Below are 16,018 nucleotides of genomic sequence, written 5' to 3'. Positions count from 1 at the left end.
CGCCGTCGGCGAGCGAGTGCAAGGATGGTTGCCGGAACAAGAAACCGACGATTCCCGGACGCCTCACCGTGACGGCGGGGTGGACGAACGCCGCGACCCGCGACGGGTGTCTGCCGGGGTCGAAGCACTGTTGTATTACCCGTCTAACAGTCAGAGGAGACAGAGGACATGGCCTTCTCCGTCCAGATGCCGGCTCTTGGTGAGAGCGTCACCGAGGGAACGGTGACCAGGTGGCTGAAGCAGGAAGGAGACACGGTCGAGGTCGACGAACCGCTGCTCGAAGTCTCCACCGACAAAGTCGATACCGAGATCCCGTCGCCCACCGCCGGTGTGCTGTCGAAGATCGTCGCCCAGGAAGACGACATCGTCGAGGTCGGCGGTGAGCTCGGTGTGATCAGCGAGGCCGGCGAGGCCGCCGCGTCCGCTCCTGCTCCCGCTGCCACCCCCGCCGAGGCTCCCGAGCCCGCCCCCGAACCCGAGCCCGAGCCCGAGCAGGCTGCCCCGGCCGCACCGGCCCCCGCGGCCGAGCAGGCCCCGGCCGCCGCGCCCGCCGCCGCCTCCGGCACCCCGGTGAAGATGCCCGAGCTGGGCGAATCCGTCACCGAGGGCACCGTGACCCGCTGGCTCAAGGCCGTCGGTGACGACGTCGCCGTCGACGAGCCGCTGCTCGAGGTGTCCACCGACAAGGTCGACACCGAGATCCCCTCGCCCGTCGCGGGCACGCTGCTCGAGATCTCGGCGCAGGAAGACGACATCGTCGCCGTCGGCGGTCAGCTGGGTGTGATCGGCAGCGGTTCGCCCGCCGCCGCGGCACCCGCCCCGGAACCGGCCCCCGCGCCGGAGCCGGAACCGGAACCCGCCCCGGCCCCGAAGCCCGAGCCCGCCGCGGCGGCGCCCAAGCCCGCTGCGGCTCCCGCGCCGAAGCCGGAACCCGCGGCCAAGCCCGCACCGGCTCCCGCGGCCTCGTCCAACGGCAGCACGCCGTACGTGACCCCGCTGGTCCGCAAGCTGGCCGACGAGAACAACGTCGACCTGTCGACCATCACGGGCTCCGGTGTCGGCGGCCGCATCCGCAAGCAGGACGTGCTCGCCGCCGCCGAGGCGAACAAGGCCCCCGCCGCCCCCGCGTCGGCTCCGGCCGCCGCACCGGCCGCGCCCGCGGCCAAGGAATCGGCGGCGCCGAAGCTGGCCGGCCTGGTCGGCACCACGCAGAAGGCCAGCCGGATCCGGCAGATCACCGCGACCAAGACGCGCGAATCGCTGCAGAGCACCGCGCAGCTGACCCAGGTCCACGAGGCCGACGTCACCAAGATCGCGCATCTGCGTCAGCTCGCCAAGGCCTCGTTCAAGTCGCGCGAGGGCGTCAACCTGACGTACCTGCCGTTCTTCGCCAAGGCCGTGGTCGAGGCCCTCGGTGTGCACCCGAACGTGAACGCCTCCTACAACGAGGACACCAAGGAGATCACCTACCACGCGTCGGTGCACCTGGGTATCGCGGTCGACACCGAGCAGGGTCTGCTCTCGCCGGTCATCCACAACGCCAGCGACCTGTCGCTGGCCGGGCTGGCCCGCGCGATCGCCGACATCGCCAACCGCGCCCGCACCGGTGGCCTGAAGCCGGACGAGCTGTCCGGTGGCACCTTCACCATCACCAACATCGGCTCCGAGGGCGCGCTGTTCGACACCCCGATCCTGGTTCCGCCGCAGGCGGCCATGCTCGGCACCGGCGCGATCGTCAAGCGCCCGGTGGTGGTGACCGACGAGGCCGGTAGCGAGTCCATCGGCGTGCGCTCGATGGTGTACCTGCCGCTGACCTACGATCACCGGCTCATCGACGGTGCCGACGCGGGCCGCTTCCTCACCACCATCAAGAACCGGCTCGAAGACTCGGCGTTCGAGGCCGATCTCGGCCTGTAACCGGGGAATCCGACTCGATGAAGGTGGTGATCGCCGGTTCGTCCGGACTGATCGGGACGGCGCTCGTCGCGGCCTTGCGCCGCGACGGGCACCAGGTCTCCCGGCTGGTGCGCCGCGCGGCCGCGGCACCGGACGAGTTCACCTGGGATCCCGCGCGCGCCCAGCTCGACGAGCGGGCGTTGCGCGGGGCCGACGCCGTGGTGAATCTGTGCGGCGCGAGCCTGGGCGGGCGCCGCTGGAACGGCGGCTACAAGCAGTTGCTGCGTGACAGCCGGATCACCCCCACCGATGTCCTCGCGGTCGCCGTGGCCGCCGCCGGAGTGCCGACGCTGGTCAACGCCAGCGGCTCGCACTACTACGGCGGCGGCACCGGCGACGCGATCGTCGACGAGACCGCCCCCGCCGGAACGGGTTTCCTGGCCACGCTGTGCCGCGACTGGGAAGCCGCCACCGAACCGGCCCGGGCCGCGGGCACCCGGACCGTCCTGATCCGCAGCGCGGTGGTGCTGGCCCGCAACGGCGGCATGCTGAGTATGTTGCATCCGCTCTACTGGCTCGGCCTGGGCGGACGCCTGGGCAGCGGCCGCCAGTACACGCCGTGGATCTCCCTCGACGACGAGGTCGGCGCCATCGTGTTCGCCTTGACCAACCCCGAGATCTCCGGCCCGGTCAACGCCGCGGGCCCCGCGCCCGTCACCAACGCGGAGTTCAACCGCGCCCTGGGCCGGGCCCTGCACCGGCCGACGCCGATCGTCGTCCCTGGTTTCGCGCTGCGCGCCCTGGTGGGCGAGCTCGCCGACGAGGCGCTGCTGCGCGGTCCCCGGGCGATCCCCGCCGCCCTGGAACAGGCGGGCTATTCCTTCCAGCACCCGACCATCGGTGCCGCCCTGGCCGCCGCCGTCGGCCGATCGTGAGGTCCGGCATGCTGATTCGCGAGGCCGACAAGGACGACCTGCCCGCCGTGCTGGTCATCCACAACACCAATATCGCCGAGTCGACCGCGATCTGGGACACCGACGAGGTCGACCTCGACGACCGCCTCACCTGGTTCGCCGACCGTGCCGCGGCGGACATGCCGATCCTGATCGCCGAGATCGACGGCGAGGTCGCCGGTTACGCCTCCTACGGCCGCTGGCGCCCCAAGTCCGGCTACCGCTTCACCGTCGAGAACTCCGTCTACGTCGACAGCCGCTTCCAGCGCCGCGGCGTCGCCACCGCCCTGCTCACCGCGCTGATCGAGCGCGCCGCCGAGTCCGGCCGCGTCCACGTCATGGTCGCCGCCATCGAATCCGGCAACACCGGCTCGATCACCCTGCACGAACGCTTCGGCTTCCACACCGTCGGCGAACTGCCCGAGGTCGGCCACAAGTTCGGCCGCTGGATGGACCTCACCCTCATGCAGCGCGTCTTCCCCCTGGAACCCTGATCCCGTCAGGCGGACAGTCCCGGCTCGCGGGCCAGGTCCTCGGGATGCCAGGGATTGATCAGCTCGGCCCCGACCCAGACCAGGTCGTCGCCGCGGTAGCCCAGGATCACCGCGTAGCGCTCGGTATCGGCCCCGGTGGCGATCCCGACCGTCAGCGCCCCGCCGGGCTCCTCGAGCACCTTCGCCCTCTCCCGCCGATCGAACCTCCCGCCGAGCCAGGCCCACTGCGCGCGCGAGTCGAAAGCGGGGTCGGCGATCATCGCGTCGGCGGAGTGGGCGTCGGCGATCAGGACGGTGAGCGTCTCCATGCCGATCAGCGCCAACCGGCCGTCGGGACGGGTCACGTATTCCGCGCGGTCCGGATCGCGACCGGACAGGGCGATACCGAAGTGGCACTGCCGCTCGTCGTTGTTTATCAGCAGTAGATCGTGCACGCCCGGCGGCACATCGACCTCGACGATCGCCGTGTCGCCGCGCACGATCACGCCGTCCCGGAAGGTGACCCGCCCGTGCGGAACCGGCAGCTTGCCCACCTCGTGCACGGTCGCGCCCGGCCAGAGCAGCGCGAAATGGGCGGCGGATCGAGTCACGGTGGGCACCTTCCGGTCGGTCGTCACGAGTTCTGCGTGTCCGGGTCAGCATCCCACCACCTACCGACACGTTCGCTGCGGCCGTCTGCGCTCGCGCCGCCGTCTGGGCGTAACGTCAGGACCGTGAACACCACGCGCCGCACCGCGTCCGCACGGTTCGATTCGACCCCGATCGTGGTCGAGAACCTCGGGCTCATCGACTACCACGCCGCCTGGGAACTGCAACGGCGGATCGCCGAGGAGCGGGCCGGGGGCACCGGCAACGACCGGCTGCTGCTGCTCGAGCATCCCTCGGTCTACACCGCCGGCCGCCGCACCGAGGAGACGGACCTGCCGATCGACGGCACGCCGGTGGTGCAGGTCGACCGGGGCGGCAAGATCACCTGGCACGGGCCGGGGCAGCTGGTGGGCTATCCGATCGTGCGGCTGGCCGAGCCGGTCGATGTCGTGCAGTACGTGCGCAGGCTGGAAGAGGCGCTGATCCAGGTGATCACCGGTCTCGGCGTCACCTGCGGACGCGTCGAGGGCCGCTCCGGCGTGTGGCTGCCGGCCACCGGGTTCCTCCCCGAACGCAAGGTCGCCGCGGTCGGGGTGCGCGTGCAGCGCGGGGTCGCCCTGCACGGCATCTCGCTGAACTGCAATTCCGCCCTCGACGGCTTCGACGCGATCGTGCCGTGCGGCATCCGCGACGCCGGTGTCACCACCCTGACCCGCGAACTCGGCCGCGAGGTCACCGTCGCCGAGGTGGAGCCGCTCGTCGCGGCCGCCATCATCGCCGCCCTGGACGGGGAAATTCCCGTCCGCGAACATGACATTGATCGCACCACCGGCCCGGCGAACGCGCAGGCCCCGAGCGTAGAGTCGGTCCAGTGAGCCCCGTAGACGCCTCTGCCCCCGCCGGACGCAAGCTGCTGCGCATCGAGGCGCGCAACGCCGAGACCCCGATCGAGCGCAAACCCAAGTGGATTCGCACCCGCGCCACCATGGGCCCCGAATACACCGAGCTCAAGGGCCTGGTGAAACGCGAAGGCCTGCACACGGTCTGCGAGGAAGCCGGATGCCCCAACATCTTCGAATGCTGGGAAGACCGCGAGGCCACCTTCCTCATCGGCGGTGAACAGTGCACGCGGCGCTGCGACTTCTGCCAGATCGACACCGGCAAGCCCGCCGCCCTCGACCGCGACGAGCCCCGCCGCGTGGCCGAGAGCGTCCAGGCCATGGGCCTGCGCTACTCCACCATCACCGGCGTGGCCCGCGACGACCTCGACGACGGCGGCGCCTGGCTCTACGCCGAGACCGTCAACGCGATCAAGCGGCTCAACCCGAGCACCGGCGTCGAACTGCTCATCCCCGACTTCAACGCCGACCCCGATCAGCTCGCCGAGGTCTTCGCCGCGCGCCCCGAGGTGCTGGCGCACAACCTGGAGACGGTGCCGCGCATCTTCAAGCGCATCCGCCCCGCCTTCCGCTACGAGCGCTCGCTGGCCGTCATCACCGCCGCCCGCGAGGCCGGCCTGGTCACCAAGTCCAACCTCATCCTGGGCATGGGCGAGACCCCCGAGGAAGTCACCGAGGCCATGCGTGACCTGCACGAAGCGGGCTGCGACATCCTCACCATCACCCAGTACCTGCGCCCCTCCCCCCGCCACCACCCCGTCGACCGCTGGGTCAAGCCGGAGGAGTTCGTCGAACACTCCAAGTTCGCCGAGAACCTCGGCTTCGCCGGCGTCATGGCAGGCCCCCTGGTCCGCTCCTCCTACCGCGCCGGCCGCCTCTACGCCCAGGCCATGACCCACCACGGCCGCGAAATCCCCGAAGCCATGACCCACCTGGCCCAGGAAGGCACCGCCTCCCAGGAAGCCAGCTCCGTCCTGGCCCGCTTCGGCAGCTGAGGCGCCCGCTAGACTCGGAAGCAGTCGTACCCTCGAGGAGGCGAGATGGCGATCGATTTCGACACCCTGATGCCGAGGTTGCGGGCGCTGTGCGAGAAGTACGACGTCATCGAGCTATCGGTGTTCGGATCGGTCGCCCGCGGCTCGGATGGACCGGACAGCGACGTCGACCTGCTCTACCTGCTGAAGCCGGGCACCGACATCGGCCTGGAGTTCTTCGGGTTCCAGGAAGAGCTGGAGGAACTGCTGGGCAGAAAAGTCGATGTCGTTCCGAAGAAGTACCTGCATTGGTTCATTCGCGACGCTGTTCTGGCGGAAGCGAAGGACCTGCATGTCGCGGCGTGAAGACCTGTACCTCGCCGATATCGTGCTCGCTCACTACCGCATCGCCTCCTACCTCCAGAACCTGACCCTCGCCGATTTCGGCGAAGACGATCTGCGCCAAGACGGGGTGATCCGCCAACTGTCGATCATCGGCGAAGCGGCGTCGTCACTGGCGCCCGAGACCCGGGACGCGCAGCCAGAGATTCCGTGGAAGCTGATCCGGGGTATGCGGAACATGCTGGTCCATCAGTATTTCGAAGCGGACTTGACCATCGTCTTCAACGCCGCGACGAAGAGCGTGCCGGAGCTCGCCGACCGCGTTCTCGCGACCCTGGCACAGCGCGACCCCGCCGAAGCCGACCGTGTACGCGTGCACAAACCTGCCTGGCTAGACTGAGCCTTCCCTAACATCGTGGAAGGACCCATGTCGAAGTTCGAGAATGTCTCCGTCACCAAGCAGGCCAATGTCTACTTCGACGGGAAGTGCGTCAGCTACAGCCTGGAGCTGGCCGACGGGACCAAGAAGTCGGTCGGTGTCATCCAGCCGTCGAGCCTGACCTTCGGCACCGCCGCGCCCGAGGTCATGGAACTGGTCGCGGGCGAGGCCAAGGTGACGCTGGCCGGGTCGACCGAGACCGTCACCTACCGTGCGGGCGAGTCGTTCTCGATCCCCGGTGACAGCTCCTTCGACATCGAGGTCGTCGACACCATGCACTACATCTGCCACTACGGCTGATCGCCGCGACCGGGGCGCACCCCGCCCCGGTCGACGCCCCCGGCAACCACCGAACGTTCTGCGTTACGACGATTCGCGCCGAGCGACCAGTCTGAGCTCACCTCACGCGGATCCAGGCTGGGAAGGCACTCGACCCAGGGAGTTCGCGATCGATGCGCGTCCCGTACGAAGTCTGCTTCAAACCCGAGCACCTCGACACGCCGCTTCTTCCCACTTCCGCGGACGAACTGATCGACGCCGTCGACGAGATGGCGACCTCGGAAGATATCTGCCTGAAGTACATGTATGTGCTGCCGCGGGAACCGAATACCTCCGCGCTGTTCGTGGGTGTCTCCGGGACGCAGGGCGTAGGCAGCCTGTACTACGCCGGTCCGGTTGAAGCCCGGTACAGCAAAGGCGACCGATGCTGTGGCCAGCCGGTCTGCTACCTCGACTTCGGCAATCCCCGTTATTTTCCGTCGGATTCGATGGTTCCGCTCGATGTCCTGAAGGCGGCCGTCGGGTCCTTCTACGACACCAGGGGGAAGCGACCAGACGTCATCGAGTGGCAGGAGTGGTCGGACGAGGGCGCCGACGAGACCGACCGGTCGTTTCTCGACCCGTGGGGAGAATGAACGAGGTCTCCGTCTTCAGGCCGTGCGCGCGAGGCGTTGCAAGCAGCTGTGGCCAGTTCTAGAGGAACGCCGACAGATACGCGCCGATCAGGGCCCAGGCCGCGCCCAGGATGCCGACGGTGGCGATCACGGCCAGTGCCCAGTAGGCGATTTCGCGGGCGGTGATCGGTTCGTGGGGCTGGGTGGTGGTGGTCACCACGGTGTCGGCTTCGCGCTCGCGGGCGGGCATCGTGAGCGCAGGTGAGGTGCGGGGGCCGGGCGGGGCGGGGGCCTGCGGGGTGACCGGGGGTAGCGGGCGTAGCGAGAAGCGGGCCGCCGTGGCGAAGTCGTTGCAGTTCGGGTAGCGGTCGGCGGCGTTCTTGGCGGCTGCCCGGGCGAGCACCTCGTCGAGTTCCCTGGGCAGGTCGGCGCGCTGCTCGGTGATGCGCGGCATCGGCTGGCTGATGTGCCCGGTGATCACCCGCCCGGGATGGGTGGCGCGGTAGGGCGGCGAACCGGCCAGCAGCGAGTACAGCGTGCAGGCCAGGGAGTACTGGTCGCTGCGTTCGTCGACGGTGTCGCCGAGCAGCTGCTCCGGTGACGCGTAGGCCAGCGTCGCCGACACGGTGCCCGCCGGGGTGAGCCGCGAGGAGTCGACGACCCGGGCGATACCGAAGTCGGTCAGCACCGCGCGTTCGGGGCGGCCGTCGCCCGCCGCGGTGAGCAGGATATTGGCGGGCTTCACGTCCCGGTGCAGGACGCCGTTGCGGTGCGCGTAGTCGAGCGCGTCCCCGATCTCGGTGATGATCCGGGTGGCCCGCTGGGCGGAGACCTCGTCCGCGCGCAGCCTGCTCGCGTCGGTGCCGCGGATGAACGGCATCGAGATCCACAGCTGATCGTCGTCGGTGCCGCGATCCAGAATCCCGACGATGCTCGGATGTTCCAGTCCGGCAACGATATCGGCTTCGCGTTCGAAGCGGCGCCGCACGTCGGGGTCGGCGGAGAGTTCACGGTGCAGCAGTTTGAGCGCGATCGAGCGCGGCAACCGGGGATGCTTGGCCAGGTACACCGTGCCCATCCCGCCGTGGCCGAGCACTCGTTCGATGACGTGACCGGCAAACGAGTCGCCGACTGCGACCATCTGTGTCCCCCTCTGAAACGCGCCGAACAGCGGACAGCAGTGTTCAGCACGCCCACACGATCGAATTTCTACCGAGCCACGGCGTCTACTGCAACCCGGACCCCCGGAGCAGGCGCGTGACCTGGGCTGATCGCCGAAATGTCCACTATGGTGGGATGTTTCGGCTCACGGCGCCTCGGGGGCATCGAATCGCCGAGGTAAACGATGCGCAATCGTTTCATTCGATCACCGGGAGAGCTACAGTCGAGGGATGGGCATCGACTGTTCGATCGTTGTCTCCGCACCCCGCGACGAGGTGTTCGCCTGGTTCGCGCGCCCCGGGGCCTTCACCCGGCTCGCGCCACCGTGGCAGCCCGTCCGGCTGCTGAGCGAGTCCGACGACCTGGCCCGGGGCAGCGCCGTACTCGGCCTGCCGGGCGGTCTGCGCTGGGTCGCGCGGCACGACCCGGCCGCCTACGACCCACCGCACCGTTTCGCCGACGCCGTCGCCGCCGACGGACTCGCCTCGGCGCCGGTCGGCCGCCTGCTCCCCTGGCGGCACACCCACGAGTTCACCGCCGTCGACGCCGAGCACACCCGCGTCGCCGACCGCGTCGACACCCCGCTCCCCACCCGCATGCTGCGCCCGATGTTCGACTACCGCCATCGCCAGCTCACCGACGACCTGGCCGCCCATCGGCGCGCGGCCGAGCACGGATTCACCGCGCGCACCATCGCGGTCAGCGGCGCGTCCGGGATGGTGGGCACGGCACTGTGCGCGTTCCTGTCCACCGGCGGGCACCGGGTCGTCCGGCTCGTGCGGCATGCGCCGACCGGTCCGGACGAACGTCGCTGGGACCCCGACGATCCCGCCCCCGACCTGCTGACCGGCGTCGACGCGGTCGTCCACCTGGCGGGCGCGTCGATCGCGGGCCGGTTCACCGAGGACCACCGCCGCGCCGTCGCCGACAGCCGCATCGGCCCCACCCGCGCCCTCGCCGAGGTGGCCAGCGGTGTCGCCACCTTCGTGTCCGCCTCGGCCATCGGCTACTACGGCTACGACCGCGGCGACGAGATCCTCACCGAGACCGCCGACCCAGGTGACGGTTTCCTGGCCGAGCTGGTGACCGCCTGGGAAGACTCCGCGGCGGCCGCCGACACCCGCGTCGTGCAGGTACGCACCGGCATCGTCCAGTCCCCCGCGGGCGGCACCCTGCGCCTGCTGCGACCCTTGTTCGCGGCCGGGCTCGGCGGCCGGATCGGCGACGGCACCCAGTGGCAGTCCTGGATCGGCCTGGACGACCTCGTCGACGTGTATCACCGTGCGCTCTGGGACGATTCGCTCGCGGGCCCGGTCAACGCGGTCGCACCGAATCCGGTGCGCAATACCGAGTACACCGCGACGCTCGCGCACGTGCTGCACCGCCCCGCGCTGCTCCCGGTCCCGTCCTTCGGCCCCGCGCTGCTGCTGGGCCGTCAGGGGGCGCGCGAGCTGGCCGAAGCGAATCAGCGGGTGTCCCCGCACCGCCTGTCCACGGCCGATCACGTCTTCCGGACTCCAGATCTGGAGCAGACGCTGCGTCATCTGCTCGGCCGTTGAACTCAAACGAGGCACAAACGATGCAAATCGCCGCGAAAGCTGTCACAATCGATGCGTGAACGCAGAGCACGCGACAGCGCGGCAGCCCTACACCTCACCCCTGGGTGACGAGCGGTCCGCCCGATTCACCCGATGGCTCACGCGCACGCAGATGTCGGTGCGTGATCATGTCGGTGAATTCGTCCGCGACCGCTGCCGGGCCGAACTCGACCCGCGGGGCTTCTCGTTGCCGGGGCAGCTGATGCTGGAGTTCGCGTCCGGCGGCAAGGGTGTGCGGTCGGTGTTCGTCTACCTCGGCTGGTTGTGTGGCGGCACAGGCGAATCCGAGCCAGCCTTGCGCGCGGCCGCCAGTGCCGAACTCCTGCACGCCTTCGCCCTGCTCCAGGACGACGTGATGGACGAGTCACCGCTGCGGCGGGGACGGCCGTCGACGCACCGGCGCCTCGCCGCCTGGCACCGGGACCGGGGGTTGTCGGGTTCCTCGGATCGGTTCGGCGAGTCCGCGGCGATCCTGCTCGCCGACCTGTTTCTGGTGTGGGCCGAGCGCATGCTGCGCGAGAGCGGCGTCGGCGCGGCCGCACTGGAACGCGCGTGGCCCCGCTACGACGCGATGCGCAGCGAACTGGCGGTCGGTCAGCTCGCCGATCTGACCAACGACGCGGCCCTCGTCCCCACCGTGGACGCCGTGCTCGACATCGCGCGCCGTAAATCGGGCAACTACACGGTGCGCCGCCCCCTCGAGCTGGGGGCCGCGATGGCGGGCTGCGACGACACAGTGATGACCCTCCTCGGTGAGTACGGCGAAGCCATCGGGGAAGCGTTCCAGCTGCGTGACGACCTGCTCGGCGTCTTCGGCGACCCGGCGACCACCGGCAAACCCCTCGGCGACGACATCCGGGAACGCAAGGCCACCACCGTGATCGCCCTGGCCGATCAGCTCGCCGGGCCGACGGACCGCGCACGGCTGCGCGCGCTGTGGGCCGCCGAGTCCATCGACGACCGCGGCGTCGCGCTGGCGCAGACGGTCATCGCCGACAGCGGCGCGCGGCAACACGCCGAGCAGATGATCCAGGCCCGCGTCGAACAAGCGCATCGGTCGCTCGACAGCGCCGATCTCGACTCCTCGGTCGCCGACGCGCTGCGCCGGATGGCCCTGTTGTGCACCCACCGACGGCACTGAGCCGCCGTCTCATCCGATGATCCGAGCGTGAGGAACAGATGCGAGCGATAGCGGGAAAGACCGATGACGTGGTCGTGATCGGCGCGGGCCTGGCCGGTCTGGCGGCCGCGCTGCACCTGGCGGGACGTGGCCGCACGGTCACCGTCGTCGAACGGGAGACCGTCCCCGGTGGCCGTGCCGGACGACGCGATGTCGCGGGCTACCGGCTCGACACCGGGCCCTCGGTCCTGACCATGCCCGACATCGTCGCCGAGACGCTCGGCGCGGTCGGCGACAGCCTCGACGCGCGGCTGGAACTGCTGCCGGTCGTCCCGGCCTATCGGGCGCACTTCGCCGACGGCAGCGGATTGGACATCCACAGCGACGCCGCGGCGATGGAGGAATCGGTCGCGGCCTTCGCCGGTCCCGGGCAGGTCGAGGGGTATCGGCGCCTGCGGGCCTGGCTGAGCGAGCTGTACCGCGTCGAGTTCGACCGATTCGTCGCCGCGAACTTCGACTCCCCGCTCTCGCTGCTGACCCCGGCGCTGGCCCGCCTGATCGCCCTGGGTGGATTCCGGCGGCTGGACCGGGCGGTCGAATCGTTCCTGACCGACGAACGCCTCCGCAGGGTGTTCACCTTCCAATCCCTCTACGCGGGGGTGGCACCGCAGCGGGCGCTGGCACTGTACGCGGTGATCTCCTACATGGACACGGTCGGCGGGGTCTACTTCCCGCGCGGCGGAATGCGCGCGCTCCCCGACGCTCTGGCCGCTTCGGCCGCCGACGCCGGGGTGAGCTTCTGCTACGGCGAGACAGTCGAGGAACTGGAACGGCGCGGCTCCACCATCACCGCGGTGCGCACCGAGAGCGGACGGCGAATCCCCTGTGACGCGGTCGTCGTGGCGACCGAGCTGCCGACCGCCTACGCCTTGCTCGATCGCGCCCCGCGCCGTCCGATGACATGGCGGCCCGCGCCGTCCGCCGTCGTCATGCACGTCGGATTCCCCGCCACCGCGCCGACCGCGCACCACAATCTCGTCTTCGGCGCCGCGTGGAAACAGACCTTCGACGAACTCATCCATACCGGGAAAAGGATGACCGACCCCTCGCTGCTGGTCACCCGCCCGACCGCCACCGACCCCACCCTGGCGCCACCCGGCCGCGACCTGTTCACCGTCCTCGCGCCCGTCCCCAACCTCCAGCACGGCGACCCGGACTGGGACCGTCACGCCGCCGCCTACAGCGCCGAGCTCACCGCGCGAGTGCAGGACCGGCTGGTGCCGAGCTTCGTCGCGGACTCTCACCTCGTGCACCTGGACACCCCCGCCGACTGGGCACGTCAGGGCCTGCTCGCCGGAACCCCGTTCTCGCTGGCGCACACCTTCGCCCAGACCGGGCCCTTCCGTCCCTCGAACCTGCCGCGCGGCACCAGCAACGCGGTGCTGGCCGGCTGCGGCACCGTCCCCGGTGTCGGGGTGCCGACCGCGCTGCTCTCGGGGCGCCTGGCCGCCGACCGCGTCACCGGCGCCCCCGCCGGAGCGCGACGATCGGTCATCGTCCAGGAGGTCCGGCCATGATCCGCGGAGAACTCGACGCCGCGGGCATCCACGACGCGCAACTGCGCGCGGCCTACCAGCGCTGCCGGGATCTCAACGCGCGACACGGACGCACGTTCTTCCTCGCCACCCGGCTGCTCGCCCCCGCCCAGCGACCGGCGATCCACGCCCTCTACGGCTTCGCCCGCTGGGCCGACGACATCGTCGACGAACCGCCGCCCGCCGAGGTGGCCGAGAGCGCCGCGACACGGCTGGCTGCGGTGACACGGGACCTGCGCGTCAGCCTGTCCGACCCCCCGGGAACCGACCCGATCCTGGCCGCGCTGGCCGACACCGTCACCCGGTACCGCATCGACACCGTCCTGTTCGACGAGTTCCTCGACTCGATGCGCATGGATCTGACGGTGACCGACTATCCCGACCGCGCCGCGCTGGATCGCTATGTGCGCGGGTCGGCCGATGTCATCGGCCTGCAGGTGCTGCCCGTTCTCGGCACGGTCGGCCCCCTGGACGAGGCCGCCCCCTATGCCGCGGCCCTGGGAAAGGCGTTCCAGCTCACCAACTTCCTGCGCGATATCGCCGAAGACCTCGACCGCGGCCGGGTGTATCTGCCCGCCGACGAACTCGCCGCCTTCGGCGTGGATCGCGACCGGCTGCGGTGGTGCCGCGAGCACCGTCGCGTCGACACGGAGGTCCGCGCCGCGCTGGCCGCTCAGCACGCCGTCGCCCGCGACTGGTACCGCTACGCCGAGACCGGCATAGCGCTGCTGGATCCGGTGTCGCGACCGTGTGTCGCCACGGCCGCCGTTCTCTACTCGGAGATTCTCGACCGCATCGAGGACAGCGATTTCGCGGTGTTCGAGGCACGCGCCACCGTGGGCAACGCGCGTCGCGCCCGGGTCGCCGGGTCGGCGTTGGCTCGTGCGTGGTGGGCGCGGCGTGGTGGCCACGCCGACCGGCTCACCCCGGCCCGCGGGTCGGGATGACTCCCGACACTGCATCAATTATGCATCGTTTGTCGCCGTTGCTTCGCCACCCTCCTAAAATCGAACACACCTTTTCCGATCCCGCGACCGTGAGATGAGGCCGCCTGGAACCCGACGAACCCGCACGAGGAGCGCATGATGAACAGTCACTACAGGCAAGCGGCAGGTGCCGGAATCGGCGCGGCCCTGGCGATCGCGGGCATGATCGCGCTCGCTCCGGCCGCCGGGGCGGCGCCGGTGGAGTGCCGCGCACCCGGTGCCGCCGCGGCCGAGAACTCGTCGGGTACCGCGCAGTGCTCCGCGACGAGCGTCGACGGGAGCGCCGCCGCCGCGTTCGGCGTCGAGGGTTCCGCCTCCTCCGCCGCCGGGCAGCAGGCCCTCGCGCTGGCGATCGCGGTCGGCGGCGGTACGGCTTCCGCACAGGCACAGGGCCTTTCGGGTCCCGCCGCGCTGGCACTGGGCCCGGGATCGGTGGTCGACGCCACCGGCGTGCGCCCCGGTCTGTCGCTCGGCATCGCCGGTCCCGGCGCGGCCGTCACCATCGACGGGGTGAGCACACCGACCTGCACCGGCGGCCCCGCTTTCGCCGGTGACTTCCAGACGCTGCAAGGATGCGTCGCGCTCGGCTGACGCGGCCCGGTATCAGGTCTGTTCGGCCGTCCGGACGATATTGCGGACCATCCCGCCGAAGACCGCGTTGTGGAACGGCGCGATCGACTTCCAGTAGAGATGCCCGGCGAGTCCGTGCGGCTGGAAGATCGCCCGCTGCCGGTAGCGCGAGCCCCCGGCGGGCTCGGGCTCGACGGCCAGCTCCAGCCAGGCCAGGCCCGGCACCCGCATCTCGGCGCGCAGCCGGAGCAGGCGCGGACGCTCGAGGTATTCCACCCGCCACCAGTCCAGGGCCTCGCCGGCCTGCAGGCGGTGCGGGTGCTTGCGACCGCGCCGCAGACCCACTCCGCCGCTGACCCGGTCGATCCAGCCGCGCAGCGACCAGGCCAGCGGAAACGAGTACCAGCCGTTCTCGCCGCCGATGGATTCGATGACCGCCCACAGGGTTTCGGGGTCGGCCTCGGTCCGGCTCACCCGGACGTCTTCGTAGAGAGAACCGCCGGACCAGTCGGGGTCGGTGGGCAGCGGGTCCGAGGGCGCGCCGTAGGTGCTCGCATCGGACCAGCGGGTCGGCACCTCCGCGTTGCGGACGCGGGTCAGCGCCAGCTCCACCGCCCGCCGGTACCCGGTGAGGCCACCGTCGGGGTCGGGAATGTGTGCGGCGATATCGTGTTCGCCGCACACCACCTCGTGGACCAGCGACTCGATCAGCGGTACCGCGAGCGCGCGCGGCACCGGCGTCACCAGGTTGACCCACTGCGCCGACAACCACGGCGTGAGGACCGGGACCGGGAGCACGACCCGCCGGTTCAGCCCGGCGACCACGGCGTACTCGCGCATCATCGCCAGATAGGACAGGACGTCGGGACCGCCGATGTCGAACGCCCGGTCCACCTCGCCGGGCAGTTGCGCCGCGCGCACCAGGTAGTACAGCACATCGCGGACGGCGATCGGCTGAATCCTGTTGTGCACCCAGCGCGGAGTGATCATCGCGGGCAGCCGTTCGGACAGATAGCGCAGCATCTCGAAGCTCGCCGACCCCGACCCGATGATCACCGCCGCCCGCAGTTCGACGGTGGGCACACCGGATCGCCGGAAGATCTCGCCGACCTCGGCGCGCGAGGCGAGGTGCCGCGAGAGCGTGGCGTCGGGCGGGACGATCCCGCCGAGATAGACGATCCGCGCGACTCCGGCCGCCTCGGCCGCCGCCGCGACGATCCGCGCCGCGTCCCGGTCGATGCCGGAGAAATCGCCGCGGGTCAGCGAGTGGACCAGATAGTAGACGACCTCCTGATCCGCCACGGCGGCCCGGACCTGCTCTTCCTCGGTGACGTCACCGCGGACCAGTTCCACCCGGTCGTGCCAGGGAGCGTCGGCCGTCTTGGCCGGGGTGCGGGCCACCACCCGGACCTGATGATCGGCCTCGAGCAGGGCGGGAACCAGGCGACCGCCGATGTAGCCGGTCGCGCCGAAGACCACACAGCGCATCGCAATCAGCTCGCTTCCTGTC

17 protein-coding genes are annotated in these 16,018 nt (G+C 70.5%); 14 read left to right on the top strand and 3 right to left on the bottom strand.

The window, feature by feature from the left end; translation table 11 throughout:
* Positions 1-168 precede the first annotated feature (168 nt).
* From sucB to ACFC06_RS26950, 3 genes are read left to right on the top strand one after another with little or no spacing between them, the layout of a single operon-like run.
* The gene (gene sucB / locus ACFC06_RS26960) at positions 169-1,917 is read left to right on the top strand and encodes a 2-oxoglutarate dehydrogenase, E2 component, dihydrolipoamide succinyltransferase (RefSeq protein ID WP_375937532.1); all 1,749 of its coding nucleotides are present in this window, start codon (positions 169-171) and stop codon (positions 1,915-1,917) included.
* Positions 1,918-1,934: 17 nt separating this feature from the next.
* Entirely contained in the window at positions 1,935-2,831 is an 897-nt protein-coding gene (locus ACFC06_RS26955; RefSeq protein ID WP_375937529.1) for a TIGR01777 family oxidoreductase, read from the top strand.
* A gap of 8 nt (positions 2,832-2,839) precedes the next feature.
* Positions 2,840-3,343, top strand: a complete 504-nt coding sequence (locus ACFC06_RS26950; RefSeq protein WP_375937526.1) for a GNAT family N-acetyltransferase — start codon at positions 2,840-2,842, stop codon at positions 3,341-3,343.
* Between the two features lie 5 nt (positions 3,344-3,348).
* On the opposite strand, the gene ACFC06_RS26945 is transcribed toward ACFC06_RS26950, so the two are convergent.
* Complete coding sequence (locus ACFC06_RS26945; protein ID WP_375937523.1) at positions 3,349-3,933, bottom strand: hypothetical protein; 585 nt, start codon at positions 3,931-3,933, stop codon at positions 3,349-3,351.
* A gap of 123 nt (positions 3,934-4,056) precedes the next feature.
* Between ACFC06_RS26945 and lipB the strand changes: the two genes are divergently transcribed.
* The 6 genes from lipB to ACFC06_RS26915 all read left to right on the top strand — a co-directional run bounded on the left by lipB (position 4,057) and on the right by ACFC06_RS26915 (position 7,499).
* Positions 4,057-4,806, top strand: a complete 750-nt coding sequence (gene lipB, locus ACFC06_RS26940; RefSeq protein WP_375937521.1) for a lipoyl(octanoyl) transferase LipB — start codon at positions 4,057-4,059, stop codon at positions 4,804-4,806.
* The gene (gene lipA, locus ACFC06_RS26935; protein ID WP_375937518.1) at positions 4,803-5,825 is read left to right on the top strand and encodes a lipoyl synthase; all 1,023 of its coding nucleotides are present in this window, start codon (positions 4,803-4,805) and stop codon (positions 5,823-5,825) included. The genes lipB and lipA overlap by 4 nt, the downstream gene beginning before the upstream one ends.
* A gap of 45 nt (positions 5,826-5,870) precedes the next feature.
* Positions 5,871-6,170, top strand: coding sequence for a nucleotidyltransferase family protein (locus tag ACFC06_RS26930; protein ID WP_375937515.1), 300 nt, complete (start codon positions 5,871-5,873; stop codon positions 6,168-6,170).
* Complete coding sequence (locus tag ACFC06_RS26925; RefSeq protein ID WP_375937512.1) at positions 6,157-6,546, top strand: DUF86 domain-containing protein; 390 nt, start codon at positions 6,157-6,159, stop codon at positions 6,544-6,546. The genes ACFC06_RS26930 and ACFC06_RS26925 overlap by 14 nt, the downstream gene beginning before the upstream one ends.
* Positions 6,547-6,573: 27 nt before the next feature.
* On the top strand, positions 6,574-6,885 hold the full coding sequence (locus ACFC06_RS26920) for a pyrimidine/purine nucleoside phosphorylase (RefSeq protein WP_375937509.1): 312 nt from the start codon (positions 6,574-6,576) through the stop codon (positions 6,883-6,885).
* Between the two features lie 152 nt (positions 6,886-7,037).
* On the top strand, positions 7,038-7,499 hold the full coding sequence (locus tag ACFC06_RS26915) for an Imm1 family immunity protein (RefSeq protein WP_375937506.1): 462 nt from the start codon (positions 7,038-7,040) through the stop codon (positions 7,497-7,499).
* A gap of 58 nt (positions 7,500-7,557) precedes the next feature.
* Here the strand turns inward: ACFC06_RS26915 and ACFC06_RS26910 are convergent, their stop codons facing one another.
* Positions 7,558-8,619: a serine/threonine-protein kinase gene (locus ACFC06_RS26910; protein WP_375937503.1), complete on the bottom strand. Its 1,062-nt coding sequence runs from the start codon at positions 8,617-8,619 to the stop codon at positions 7,558-7,560.
* Between the two features lie 250 nt (positions 8,620-8,869).
* Between ACFC06_RS26910 and ACFC06_RS26905 the strand changes: the two genes are divergently transcribed.
* The 5 genes from ACFC06_RS26905 (at position 8,870) to ACFC06_RS26885 (ending at position 14,529) form a co-directional block, all read left to right on the top strand.
* Positions 8,870-10,198, top strand: coding sequence for a TIGR01777 family oxidoreductase (locus ACFC06_RS26905; RefSeq protein WP_375937500.1), 1,329 nt, complete (start codon positions 8,870-8,872; stop codon positions 10,196-10,198).
* Positions 10,199-10,253: 55 nt separating this feature from the next.
* Positions 10,254-11,378, top strand: coding sequence for a polyprenyl synthetase family protein (locus tag ACFC06_RS26900; protein ID WP_375937497.1), 1,125 nt, complete (start codon positions 10,254-10,256; stop codon positions 11,376-11,378).
* Between the two features lie 38 nt (positions 11,379-11,416).
* On the top strand, positions 11,417-12,934 hold the full coding sequence (gene crtI, locus ACFC06_RS26895) for a phytoene desaturase family protein (protein ID WP_375937494.1): 1,518 nt from the start codon (positions 11,417-11,419) through the stop codon (positions 12,932-12,934).
* Complete coding sequence (locus tag ACFC06_RS26890; protein ID WP_375937491.1) at positions 12,931-13,899, top strand: phytoene/squalene synthase family protein; 969 nt, start codon at positions 12,931-12,933, stop codon at positions 13,897-13,899. Before crtI ends, ACFC06_RS26890 begins: the two co-directional genes overlap by 4 nt.
* Before the next feature lie 138 nt (positions 13,900-14,037).
* On the top strand, positions 14,038-14,529 hold the full coding sequence (locus ACFC06_RS26885; protein ID WP_375937488.1) for a DUF6764 family protein: 492 nt from the start codon (positions 14,038-14,040) through the stop codon (positions 14,527-14,529).
* Between the two features lie 12 nt (positions 14,530-14,541).
* Here ACFC06_RS26885 and ACFC06_RS26880 read toward each other — a convergent pair whose 3' ends face one another.
* On the bottom strand, positions 14,542-15,996 hold the full coding sequence (locus ACFC06_RS26880) for an SDR family oxidoreductase (RefSeq protein WP_375937485.1): 1,455 nt from the start codon (positions 15,994-15,996) through the stop codon (positions 14,542-14,544).
* Between the last annotated feature and the right edge of the window lie 22 nt (positions 15,997-16,018).

It is taken from the genome of Nocardia sp. NPDC056064 (assembly GCF_042266925.1).
Taxonomy (GTDB): Bacteria; Actinomycetota; Actinomycetes; order Mycobacteriales; family Mycobacteriaceae; genus Nocardia.
Note: the sequence above shows the minus strand (reverse complement) of the source record. Positions and strands in the feature narration are given on the sequence as shown.